At 62.6% G+C, this 9560-nt stretch carries 25 protein-coding genes and 3 tRNA genes; all 28 read right to left on the bottom strand.

Features of this window, described 5'->3' with window-relative positions:
* Positions 1-682: 682 nt before the first annotated feature.
* The 28 genes from DFO65_RS06180 to DFO65_RS06060 all read right to left on the bottom strand — a co-directional run bounded on the left by DFO65_RS06180 (position 683) and on the right by DFO65_RS06060 (position 9533).
* Positions 683-901 carry a hypothetical protein gene (locus DFO65_RS06180; RefSeq protein WP_113903531.1) on the bottom strand — a complete coding sequence of 73 codons (219 nt, stop codon included), beginning with the start codon at positions 899-901 and terminating at the stop codon, positions 683-685.
* Between the two features lie 355 nt (positions 902-1256).
* Entirely contained in the window at positions 1257-1472 is a 216-nt protein-coding gene (locus tag DFO65_RS06175) for a hypothetical protein (RefSeq protein WP_113903530.1), read from the bottom strand.
* On the bottom strand, positions 1469-1651 hold the full coding sequence (locus DFO65_RS06170; RefSeq protein ID WP_113903529.1) for a hypothetical protein: 183 nt from the start codon (positions 1649-1651) through the stop codon (positions 1469-1471). The genes DFO65_RS06175 and DFO65_RS06170 overlap by 4 nt, the downstream gene beginning before the upstream one ends.
* A 16-nt stretch (positions 1652-1667) precedes the next feature.
* A tRNA-Gln gene (locus DFO65_RS06165) sits at positions 1668-1742 on the bottom strand.
* Between the two features lies 1 nt (position 1743).
* Positions 1744-1819, bottom strand: a tRNA-Trp gene (locus DFO65_RS06160).
* A gap of 55 nt (positions 1820-1874) precedes the next feature.
* A tRNA-OTHER gene (locus tag DFO65_RS17070) sits at positions 1875-1938 on the bottom strand.
* A gap of 231 nt (positions 1939-2169) precedes the next feature.
* Positions 2170-2844 (bottom strand): hypothetical protein, encoded by a 675-nt coding sequence (locus DFO65_RS06155; RefSeq protein WP_147233274.1) that lies wholly within the window; start codon positions 2842-2844, stop codon positions 2170-2172.
* Positions 2841-3095, bottom strand: coding sequence for a hypothetical protein (locus tag DFO65_RS06150; protein ID WP_113903527.1), 255 nt, complete (start codon positions 3093-3095; stop codon positions 2841-2843). Before DFO65_RS06150 ends, DFO65_RS06155 begins: the two co-directional genes overlap by 4 nt.
* Positions 3088-3369, bottom strand: coding sequence for a hypothetical protein (locus DFO65_RS06145; RefSeq protein ID WP_113903526.1), 282 nt, complete (start codon positions 3367-3369; stop codon positions 3088-3090). The genes DFO65_RS06150 and DFO65_RS06145 overlap by 8 nt, the downstream gene beginning before the upstream one ends.
* The gene (locus DFO65_RS17380) at positions 3369-3494 is read right to left on the bottom strand and encodes a hypothetical protein (RefSeq protein ID WP_281268751.1); all 126 of its coding nucleotides are present in this window, start codon (positions 3492-3494) and stop codon (positions 3369-3371) included. The genes DFO65_RS06145 and DFO65_RS17380 overlap by 1 nt, the downstream gene beginning before the upstream one ends.
* Positions 3495-4116: 622 nt before the next feature.
* The gene (locus DFO65_RS06130; protein ID WP_113903523.1) at positions 4117-4296 is read right to left on the bottom strand and encodes a hypothetical protein; all 180 of its coding nucleotides are present in this window, start codon (positions 4294-4296) and stop codon (positions 4117-4119) included.
* A complete protein-coding gene (locus tag DFO65_RS06125) occupies positions 4293-4694 on the bottom strand; it encodes a hypothetical protein (RefSeq protein ID WP_113903522.1) in 402 nt (133 codons plus the stop codon). The genes DFO65_RS06130 and DFO65_RS06125 overlap by 4 nt, the downstream gene beginning before the upstream one ends.
* Positions 4691-4993, bottom strand: a complete 303-nt coding sequence (locus tag DFO65_RS06120; RefSeq protein WP_113903521.1) for a hypothetical protein — start codon at positions 4991-4993, stop codon at positions 4691-4693. Before DFO65_RS06120 ends, DFO65_RS06125 begins: the two co-directional genes overlap by 4 nt.
* Positions 4990-5202 carry a hypothetical protein gene (locus DFO65_RS16920; protein ID WP_147233272.1) on the bottom strand — a complete coding sequence of 71 codons (213 nt, stop codon included), beginning with the start codon at positions 5200-5202 and terminating at the stop codon, positions 4990-4992. Before DFO65_RS16920 ends, DFO65_RS06120 begins: the two co-directional genes overlap by 4 nt.
* On the bottom strand, positions 5195-5425 hold the full coding sequence (locus DFO65_RS06115) for a hypothetical protein (RefSeq protein ID WP_113903520.1): 231 nt from the start codon (positions 5423-5425) through the stop codon (positions 5195-5197). Before DFO65_RS06115 ends, DFO65_RS16920 begins: the two co-directional genes overlap by 8 nt.
* Entirely contained in the window at positions 5418-5681 is a 264-nt protein-coding gene (locus DFO65_RS06110; RefSeq protein ID WP_113903519.1) for a hypothetical protein, read from the bottom strand. Before DFO65_RS06110 ends, DFO65_RS06115 begins: the two co-directional genes overlap by 8 nt.
* Entirely contained in the window at positions 5674-6021 is a 348-nt protein-coding gene (locus DFO65_RS06105) for a hypothetical protein (RefSeq protein WP_113903518.1), read from the bottom strand. The genes DFO65_RS06110 and DFO65_RS06105 overlap by 8 nt, the downstream gene beginning before the upstream one ends.
* Positions 6014-6457: a hypothetical protein gene (locus tag DFO65_RS16915; protein ID WP_147233270.1), complete on the bottom strand. Its 444-nt coding sequence runs from the start codon at positions 6455-6457 to the stop codon at positions 6014-6016. Before DFO65_RS16915 ends, DFO65_RS06105 begins: the two co-directional genes overlap by 8 nt.
* Positions 6444-6686, bottom strand: coding sequence for a DUF7446 family protein (locus DFO65_RS06095; protein WP_113903516.1), 243 nt, complete (start codon positions 6684-6686; stop codon positions 6444-6446). Before DFO65_RS06095 ends, DFO65_RS16915 begins: the two co-directional genes overlap by 14 nt.
* Positions 6687-6818: 132 nt before the next feature.
* Entirely contained in the window at positions 6819-7214 is a 396-nt protein-coding gene (locus DFO65_RS06090; protein WP_113903515.1) for a hypothetical protein, read from the bottom strand.
* Complete coding sequence (locus DFO65_RS17150) at positions 7211-7609, bottom strand: hypothetical protein (RefSeq protein ID WP_220151244.1); 399 nt, start codon at positions 7607-7609, stop codon at positions 7211-7213. The genes DFO65_RS06090 and DFO65_RS17150 overlap by 4 nt, the downstream gene beginning before the upstream one ends.
* Positions 7606-7806, bottom strand: coding sequence for a hypothetical protein (locus tag DFO65_RS06080; protein WP_113903514.1), 201 nt, complete (start codon positions 7804-7806; stop codon positions 7606-7608). Before DFO65_RS06080 ends, DFO65_RS17150 begins: the two co-directional genes overlap by 4 nt.
* The gene (locus tag DFO65_RS06075; protein WP_113903513.1) at positions 7803-8006 is read right to left on the bottom strand and encodes a hypothetical protein; all 204 of its coding nucleotides are present in this window, start codon (positions 8004-8006) and stop codon (positions 7803-7805) included. Before DFO65_RS06075 ends, DFO65_RS06080 begins: the two co-directional genes overlap by 4 nt.
* The gene (locus DFO65_RS06070; protein ID WP_113903512.1) at positions 8003-8410 is read right to left on the bottom strand and encodes a hypothetical protein; all 408 of its coding nucleotides are present in this window, start codon (positions 8408-8410) and stop codon (positions 8003-8005) included. The genes DFO65_RS06075 and DFO65_RS06070 overlap by 4 nt, the downstream gene beginning before the upstream one ends.
* On the bottom strand, positions 8403-8534 hold the full coding sequence (locus DFO65_RS17375; RefSeq protein WP_281268750.1) for a hypothetical protein: 132 nt from the start codon (positions 8532-8534) through the stop codon (positions 8403-8405). Before DFO65_RS17375 ends, DFO65_RS06070 begins: the two co-directional genes overlap by 8 nt.
* Positions 8531-8752: a hypothetical protein gene (locus DFO65_RS06065; RefSeq protein ID WP_113903511.1), complete on the bottom strand. Its 222-nt coding sequence runs from the start codon at positions 8750-8752 to the stop codon at positions 8531-8533. Before DFO65_RS06065 ends, DFO65_RS17375 begins: the two co-directional genes overlap by 4 nt.
* 110 nt (positions 8753-8862) lie before the next feature.
* Positions 8863-9078: an FDXHR family putative zinc-binding protein gene (locus DFO65_RS17445; protein WP_428844217.1), complete on the bottom strand. Its 216-nt coding sequence runs from the start codon at positions 9076-9078 to the stop codon at positions 8863-8865.
* Positions 9078-9533 carry a single-stranded DNA-binding protein gene (locus DFO65_RS06060; RefSeq protein ID WP_181778637.1) on the bottom strand — a complete coding sequence of 152 codons (456 nt, stop codon included), beginning with the start codon at positions 9531-9533 and terminating at the stop codon, positions 9078-9080. The genes DFO65_RS17445 and DFO65_RS06060 overlap by 1 nt, the downstream gene beginning before the upstream one ends.
* Positions 9534-9560: the final 27 nt, after the last annotated feature.

Genomic DNA, 9560 nt, shown 5'->3' with positions numbered 1-9560 from the left:
GGAAAAAACACGTCAATGCGGCACGGCGACGGAGCGACCGGGCGGGGAGGGGCGACGGGGTGGGGTCAGTTCGCGAGCATCACGTCCCGTTGCGTCAGCCCGCCTTCGCTTGAGCCACGGATGAACCGGATGATGTGCGCGACGGCTCGGTGGAGTGCTGCGCTTTCGATGCCTCGTGGCGGGTGTGTGCGGGCGATGATGTACCCTTCGGGGATTGTTACCATGCTGTGCTCACTCCTGGTCGTTGGATCATGCCTGCTCGGTATTCGTCGAGGCTCTTCTTCCCTCTCCTGCTGTTGCATGACCTGTGTGCGGGCTTGAGTGGTCCTGTCATGCTTCCGCCTGCCGCTACTGCGTCTTCGTGGTCGGCGGTGAAGCTCATGCGGTCTGTGTATGGAAGTGTGTAGTCAATGGGGTTGCCGCATAGGTGGCAGGGGAGGTCCTTCTTGCGGGCTACTCTCTTTAGTGCGTCACGGCGTTGGACGTAACTGTGGCCATTGCGCAGCGTGGGCACGTCTACCCCCGATCACTCAACCCGTCCATGAACGACGTGGTGTCCACTGCGGGGGTGGTGCTTGGTGGTGTGGGTGTGGTGTACCCGCAGTAGGTGCAGGGTGTGAGGGTGTGGAGGCCGAGCTTGCAGTACATGTCTCGGTATCCCCCATCGAACGGGTCCATGGCATTACTCGATCTCGAGCCCTGCGGTGAGGTAGCGTTCCGCCATGTTCATCATGCCGAGCAGGGTGGTCATCCCGGTTCCTGTGGTGGTGTAGAGGACGCCCTCGCTCATGTGTCCGTTGTCGTGGACTCTTTCGGTGCGGACGATGACTATGGCGTCGACGGGGTGTTGGTCCTCGGCGAGATCCATTGTCAGGTCAAGGTTGCCGATGTTGATGTCCACGACGTTCTCCTAAGTGGTCGAGGCCCGCCTTGTCGGAAGGAGTCGGCAAGGCGGGCCAAGCGTTCCACTCGCGCTCAACCTTTCGGGAGCGGCGGTGATGGAACGATCATGGGTGGGCGGGATGCCCTGATATTGCGGGATTAGTGGTACTCGGTAGGTGCGGTTCGGCACTAACCGTCTGTGGTGTGTGCGGAATCAGTCGCGCTGTTCCTCGATGAGATTCCGTTCCCGCCGGCGTTCGGCCCTGTGGTGTGCGCGTCGGAAGATTCCCGTCCCGCAGTAGTCGCAGTGGCGTTCGTAGCATCGACGGTTCCACTCCCCATCACGGATGGGGTGGTCATACTTGTCGCGGCGTTCAGTCCTGCTCATCGGCGATCCCGACGTACTCCTGTGCGGTGTCGAGCATGCCCCGCTGCGTTATCCAGCCCAGACCATCGGAGGCGTTCATGACGATCCCCTCACCGTCACCCTCCAATCGTTTCACGAGGCCGATGACGATGACGCCCATGAGGCAGTCGCCGTCCTCGAGGTTGAGCTCCACCTCGTTGCCGGCGATGTTGTATGTGGTCATGACCCCTCAATCGGATTGCACGAGTAGCAGCGGGTGAGTTGGGTGAGTGTGCCCACCCCGTCGATGTTCATGGCCACAACCTCGAACCGGGCCAGACGATGCTCCCCGCACGTCGGGCAGTCATCAACTTCGATGCTGTCGGTGTTGATTTCCAGATGCATCTGCTTGCTGCGCATCATTGGGCCTCGATTCTTTTGGCTCCCCCAGCACGATTCGAACGCGCATTTCTCGGTCCAGAGCCGAGCGTCTTGCCTGTTGGACCACAGGGGATTGGCACCGCCGCCGGGATTCGAACCCGGAACCTACGGTTTTGGAGACCGTTGCTCTCCCAGTTGAGCTACGACGATATGCCCCGCCTATTTGGTCAGCCCGACGAGGTGGGCTGGAATGCGTGAGCATCCGTGCCGACGACGGGAGTCGAACCCGCATACCCCGCAGGGAGGTTGCCAATTAACCTCACGTCGGCACCCGGTTTTGACCAGACCCGGAAACTGGAACCTTGCATCCTGCGGTAGCGAATCGCCCGGTGCTCGGTTGACTCAGGGGTGACGCGGGTTAGGCGCGTCGTCCTGATCCCGAACCTGCGCCAACAGGTCCGGGCACGAAAAAACCCAGCCAATCCGTTAGGACGACTGGGAGCAATGTTGTTGCTGTGAGCCAAAAAAGACCCACTTATCACAGAGTAGCAGGACACGAATCAGATTGCAACATGTTTCGGTTCCAATCCGAATCGTTCGATCACACGTTCGACCAAGAACCCCTCCGGACGCTTCTCGAGTGTCCCCCGCTTCGCCGCCTTCCTAATCGCATCCGCCGATACTTCCATGCCGAAGATCTTGTCGAGCACGGCAGACACGTTCGCGGCGGGAAGGATCTCCTTACGCGTTCGCTGGTACAGCTCCTGCCGAAGCTGGTACGTGTCCCCCACGGTTCCGTCCGGCAGCAGAACCGTTCTCTCCCACGGGTAGGCGTAGACGCGAACACCCGCCATAACGGTGACGAGGAACCTCTCTTCCTTGCTCGCGTATGGTCTCCGTAGTGCCCGCACGCATTCGTCGATCTCGTCAACGAAGTCGTCGGCGGCGGGATGGTCGGCCAACCAGTCCGCTTTGGTGTACACCCACGCAGCGATGGACAGTGTGTCGTCATCACAGTCGATGACGAACTCTCCATCCTCCCCGATCATCCGCGCCCACGACACGAGTTTCGCTTTCAGATCCTCCTTCGCGCTCAGGATGGTTGTGGGTATGGGTGGCCTGGATTGTCCCACTCCGCCGGATGGTGTGCCGCTGGATGAGGGCGGGTGCTCCGCGAGGGCGAGAGCATCGTGGATGCTGTCGCACAGGCGGCGGATGTGGGCGGGGTCGGTCACTCGGCCTCCGATCGGTAGGGGTTGGGGTGGTTCAGGCTGAGCGTCACGCCGTTGTCGTCGCGAACGGCGTAGTTCAATGCTGTTGCTTTGCCCTCTTCCCACGCTTTGGCTCGAATGTGGGCGAGAAACCGATTAAACTCCTCCGACAGGTTCTCTGTCGTCCGGTAGTAGCCGTTATCGGTGAGGAGTTTCTGGCTTCCCAGGTTGTACATGGACCGCACCACTCGGATGCTCGGAACATAATCACTCATGTGGCCTCCATTTCATGTCGTCGGATGCGAGAACCCCGAACCGCGTGTAGATGTACACCAGGCCCCCGTGGTGGGAGATTCCCTGCACGGTCAGGCCAGTGTGGATTCGGCGGCGGTCGAGGATATCCACGAGACACCCCACAGTGGTGAGGGGCATGTCGCGGATGGGTCGCCAACCGCCGATGTGATTCATGAACCAATCAGCTGCGGCGACCAGAGTGCGGTGCTCGAGCTTCCCGGGTGCGGCGGTCGGTCGAACGCTGTAGTCAGGCATCAGATCTCTCCTTCCAGTTTCGCGAGTGCCCGCTCATACGAGTCCGCCATGAACTTCACCGCGACATGCCACGGTGTGCCGAGCGTGACCGCGTAGTAGTCGACCATCCGCAGTGCGTGTTCCATCTCCCACGCCACACACTCCTCAGCGGGGCGGTTGCAACCCTCGTCGGAGTGGAGGTGGTCGATGGTCGCTGTGATTGCGTGGCATAGTCTCTCCCGTTGCGACTCAGCGAAGTCCGCCACTTCTTGCAATGCGCTCACGGGTCACCTCCCGATGACGCCGTTCCGCTTCCTTCCCGTCAACGAACCCCGCCCGGTACGCTTCGTTGAGCATCACTTTCACCTGGTCGGTGGTGTACGACCAGCCTGGGACTAGTGCAGTCATTTCCTGCTCCTCATGAGAAAAGCCACCCGGAGGCGGCTTCGATGGTTGATCACCCACGCGATCCCGTGAGCTATTGCTTGCAACGGGATATCTACGGGGTGGGGTTTCGATGGTTGGTACTCTCGTCGTCTACGGCGCCGTAGGTGGTACTGGAACCATGCGTACTCCCACCGGTTCACGTCACGTCTCCCCGCAGTAGCCGCATGTGTCTGTCGTGGGCTCTCCACCCGTCCCGGCGTGCCGCGTCCAGCATCATCACCAACGTCTCCTCGTCCGGGGGTTCGTAAGCCCACCCTGAGGCTTCCGCGCATGTTCCGTCGTGACCATCCTCGGCGGCGCACACACCACGACCGCACGGAATCATGGGAGTCTCCTCGCCAGCCAGTCCATCACCCGGTAGATGCGCACGCACACCGGGTCGAACAGGCGGTCGAGATAGAACCGCAGCTCGTCCCACGGAGCACGCAACGTGTGGTTGATGTACCAGTCGAGGTTCTCATCGGGCACCCAATCGGGCACCCATTCGGGGCGATCTGTCACAGCACCCTCCGGTCTCGCACGTGCTCCTGCCAGGGACGGCCGTAACGGATGCCACAGAGCGCAGCTTTCCGATCAAGCCATAGGTGGAATCGCGGCCAGTCGGTCGGCGGCGAGTCCTCCATCGCACTGATGAGCTTGGCGACCTCTTCCCCGCGACCATCCCAGTAGTCTGCGATGCGTTGGAATGCTGCCATGCAGTCGGGGCAGATCCTGCGCACATCAAACTCGAGCAGCTTCACACGGTAGCTTCCGTTGCACGTCCTGCATGTGGCTTGCGGTTCGAACCACTGCAACAGCCCGGCGGGAGTGCGGAAGGACCGCATTGCGTCCGTCATCGCCTTGGCCGCATCGAGTATGGGTTGCATATCGATCTCGTATGTGACGGTGCGCTCGTTCACGATTCCCCCAGCAGTGCATCAATCCCGGCACGGGCGCGGGCAAGGTATTCATCCCGTTGCCGGTTGTCGCTGCTGGCGAAGTCGGGAATCCAGTCCCCCTCGAACGACTGGCGCATGTCCGCGTTGTACATTCCGCGGGCAAGCCTCTCCACGGCCTCGTCGGTGCTCAGCTGCTCGCGTTGCCAACGGGCACCATCCACGATTCCCTGCGCGGCGCAGAGCTCGTTGACCATGATCGGTCTGTCGATTGGCAGGTGCCGGCGTGTGCCTTCCGCCTGTGCCTTCTCGTCCCAGTTCATCCCTGCTCCTCCACTCGTCCGACGACCTGGAACCGCGACACTCCGGACTGGCCCTGAGTGTCAGCCCACATCTGGATTGATCGCACCGTCAGCCCGAGGTCGTCGATGACGGCCTGGGCGGCGGCTCGATACGTTCCGTCGCCGCCGTGTCTGCTCTGCGCGTTGATCATCACGCACTCGATTCGGCGGCGCAGTTGCTTCTCATCCACGGCGATCCCCTTTCTCGATCCCGTCAGCACGGATTCTCAGCGCCAGCTTGTCCGCCGCGTGGCACTCAGAGTTGCAGTGCAGGCCGACCGGTTCCGGGAGCGCATCCGCAGCTTCCCGCAGGGAGTCCGCCTTGATTCGGGCGAGACCGCGGCGAGCCTCCTCCGGGCTGGTCACATTGCCGTCGATGAAGTCCTGCTCTGTCGGCACGTAGTCCTCATCCACGGCCAGCCTCCTTCTCGATCTGGTCGGCGCGTTCGTGTGCGAGGCGGAGGAGAGCCGAGTCGAGCGCCGGTAGCGCGTCCTTGATGATGGTTGACCGGATGCTGTTGACGATTTCTGCCCTTGCCTCGGCGCGGACCTGGGCGAGGATGCGCTTGGCGTCCTGCATGGCGGCGTCGTGGTACTCCGGCCCCTCCTGATCGACCATGTGGAGGACGAACCCGACGATCAAATCTCGCTCGGTCAGGTGCTCACTCACCGTCGTCACCTCCCGGTGCGGTCACGATCGCGGTCACAGTCCAGTCGCTGTCGAACGCTTCCCGATTGAACAGCGCCCCGTCGTTGAGGCGGACGACGTATGGTCCGGCTACGACGACCTCGATGCCGAGGCGGTACGCCACTCCTGCCTCACCGAAGTCCTCGCCGTAGCCGCTGAGCGCAGCCGAGAGTTCACTTTTCGTGACCCTCAGCGGAGGCGCCTCGGCAGGGTGCTCGTCGAGATATTCGAGCGCCCACTGGACACCGAAGCGAATGTCTGCACTGGTTGCCCCGATGTCATTGACGACATCATTTTTCAGTTCGCTGTAACTCTCAGCCATTGTCTTGTCCTTTCACTAGTTTCTCGGCGGCGGCGAACGCCTCCGCGAGGGTGGGGTACCAGGTGTCCCGTTCGGGGGCATTTGCCGCGTAGACCGCCATCCAGTCCTTAAGTAGCCGAGACTGCGCGACCTTCGGGACTGGGTGATTCCAGCAACGGTTCAGTCCCGGGCACTCGTCCCGGTGCCGATCCCGTTCGATGAGCAAGCGCATCTGGTCGGGGGTGAGCATGACGCCGCCGATAGCGAATCCGGATTCATTGACTCGACCCCACGTCTGGCCCGCCGCGAGTGCCTTCCAGTGGACTCCCCGCCGGTCCACGTACCGTCCCGAGGCGAGGATCGCGTCAACGTCACCATGGGCGGGGCAGGTAGGGTCTATCCCCGGTCGGTCATCCCGGAAACTATCCGGGCACGAGCACCTGTCAGTCGTCGACATCAGACACCTCCTCCTTCGCCGTAATCCTCAGCGTGAGTTTCGACCCCGACTCCCCGGCGTAGGTCGCCTCAAGCGCACCGCCAAAGTGCTTGATCGCGTACTCCGCGACGGACAGGAGGACCTCATCGGTCATGTCGGCCTTCTGAGTGAAGACCGTGCGGTCCTTGTTGAGCTGCCCCACACTGATGACGGGACGGAGGATGCCAGCCTGGATTCCGAACTTACTCATCCCCCTCGCCCCCTTCCTCCGGTGCGGCCATGGTCCGTTGACACCAGACTCCGACCGTCTCGCCATCGTGCGTCCACCCGTTCGTGTACTTGGCGTTGTGGCGCTTGATCGTCACGCCGCAGTGCTTGCAGTTCACGACTCGCCCCCTTCCAGCAGGGCGGCACGGATCGCCTCTACGGTTGCGCACGGCCAACGGTGCTCACACTCGTAGCAGTAGTCCGGGCCTTGCGCGTACTCTTCGGGAGTGTGCAGTCCAAGCACCGCTTCGACGGCGGCGAGCAAGCGCGGGAGGGTGTTGTGGGCATCGACGATGGACTCGGCGTCCTTCTTCGTCTGCGGGACGTTCCCGAACGTCATGGCGTAGGCGGTCACGTGGGCCTTCATCGACCCCGGCTCTCCGCCGTCGATGATCGGGACACCCCAGTCTCCGGGCGCGTCCTCGAACTCCATCGCGTGCCACGGCCCGTCCGTCGCCGCGGCGTGAACCCGCTTGCGTTCCGCCAACCAGGCGGTGAGGTCGTCAGTCATGATGCGGGCCTTTCATCAATCGGCTGACCGCCCGCGTCCCACATGCGACCGCATGTCCGGCACTGATAGGCGAGCCGATCACCTATCACCATGCCACCCGCGAAATGGGCCGGTTCGACGGTTGGGCGGACTTCGCCAGGGCAGTCGGCGGACCGGCACGAGGTCACGAAGCTCGGGCACTTCCGTTCGGTGACGACGATGACGATCTGGTCATCCTCGACGTGGATGCGGGACCAGTCCGCGTAGGACGTGTCCAGGCCAAGCTCTTCCGCCTTCGTCTGGGCCCATGCCTGAGCGACCCCGAAGTCCTGCCAATCGCCACCATGCGGTTCCTCGCAAGGGACGATGAACCGGTGTTCGATAACGGTCCGGGCCTCACTGCGGGCGTTGGTCATGATTCCTTCTCGTGATCGCTGAGCCGATACAACGGCTTGCCAGCCTGGTCCCACGCGCCAGGGCAAGAATCGCACCGGTACATGAGTTCGCTCTCGCCGTCGATGGTTCCGGTCGTCATCTCCACAGCGCCTTCGCAGTCGCGGGGGCACGCGTACTTGGCTTCAAGGCGGCCGATGATCTTCTCCGCGTCACTCATGATTCCTCCACGAGGTCGGCGAGGCGGCGGAGCACATCGGCCCGCAACCCCCAGGAGGAGAAGATCGCCGGCTGGAAGCCCCGCTCCCCGTTGTGGTTGATGATGCGCCCAATCTCGTCGACGTGCGTGCCGTTGTCGGCGGTCACGATGATGACGGTCGGGTCGTCGGTGGATGGGCTGGTGGTGAGCTTCGTGGTCATGATTCCTCCGTCAGGCCGAGGCGGGGGCGGATCGTGTTCGCAGTGCGGCCGATGGTTTTGACCGTCGCCTCACTGAGGCCAGTGACGATGACCGGATCACGCAGCGTCTCCACGTACGCGATCAGGTTCGCCGTGCGAGCTTCCTCCGCGGCTCTCCGTTGCTCGAATGCGAGAGCGAGGGTGGCCGACGCGACACACTGGGCATCGACGATGGCGGCAAGGTCTTCGATTGCGCCTCGGTACTCGTGCACCCCTCCCTTGCTTCGAACCAGATCGAACGGGACTGCACCGTCAGCGTGCAGTGTCATATCGTCGCCGTCTAGGACCGCCGACCACTGCCCCGTCCAGCCTCCGTGGTGCTTCTCCCGGCGTTCCGCCAACCAGGCGGTCAGGTCGTCAGTCATCTCGGTTCTCCCATCTCCGAAGCTGCTTCTTGAGCTCTCGCCCGTTCTGAATGTTGATCACGAGTGCCCAGACCGACGCGATGACCGCCAAAGCGACGATGACGATGAGGATGAAGTCGCTCATGATTCCTCCGTCAGGCCGAGGCGGGCGTTGTACAGGGCGTCCGTCTCTGCGTCGATGGTCGCGCCAGCCAGTCCCGCCGAGAGGCGCAGGTTCGTCACTGCGATCAAATTCGCCGTCCGTTGCTCGAATGCGAGGGCGAGGGTGGCTGACGCGGCGCAGCCCTGGTGGGTGGCATAGTCCGCGAACGGGTTGCCCTCGAGAGGTTTTGTGTCCTTCATGATCTCCTTCTTCCGTTCAAAATCTGGGCGCGTTCAGGAATGTTGAACACGGGGCGAAAAGAACCCCGGGCGAGTCATAGGTCGTCCGGGGCTCGTAATCGCCTCATTTTCTAGCTGTGTTCGCGTTCCGCCCACGTTCCGGGCAGTTGCCACACGTCCCGATCCGGGTTGTGCACCAATCCATCCGTGGAGCATGAGCGATTCGGGTACTCTCCGCGACGATGCCTGTCCCCAGCGGTCGTGCCCGAGAACGTTTCGTGGCAGACGGTGCAATGCTCCGGCTTGCGCCCTCCCCAGGACTTGCCGCATTCCGCGCACCGGGCCATCAGAACGGGGGCTCCCCGCTCGGACCACTGGCCCACGGATCGGTTTGCGGGTTCTGCGCCCAACCACCCTGCGGCTGATGCTCCTGCCCCGTATAGCCGCCCTGCCGATACCCGCCGCCCTGGTCCTGCTTCTGCAGTTTCGGCACCTTCCCAACCTCACGGGCGTTGAGCTCGAGCGACTGGCCCTTCGAACCGTCCTTCGCCTCAAACTCCCGCATCCGCTCCGTCCCGACCACGATCACCCGGTCGCCCTTCTGCAGCACCTCCGCGAGGGCTTCGGCTTTCCGGTCCCACACGCTGACCTTCCGCCAGGTGGTGCCGTCGTCCTGCCACTGCCCGTTCTGATCTTTCTTCGAATGGTTCTCCGCAAGGCTAAAGCCGAGGACTGCTTTGCCGGACTGCGTGAAACGCAACGCCGGTTCGGTGATCGTTCCGACGATGGTGATGTCTGCCATGTGTTTTCTCCTGAAATGAAAGAACCC

This window comes from Brevibacterium sanguinis (genome assembly GCF_003315415.1).
Classification (GTDB): domain Bacteria; phylum Actinomycetota; class Actinomycetes; order Actinomycetales; family Brevibacteriaceae; genus Brevibacterium; species Brevibacterium celere_A.
The sequence above is the reverse complement of the archived record's forward strand: the minus strand, read 5'-3'. Positions and strand labels throughout refer to the sequence as shown.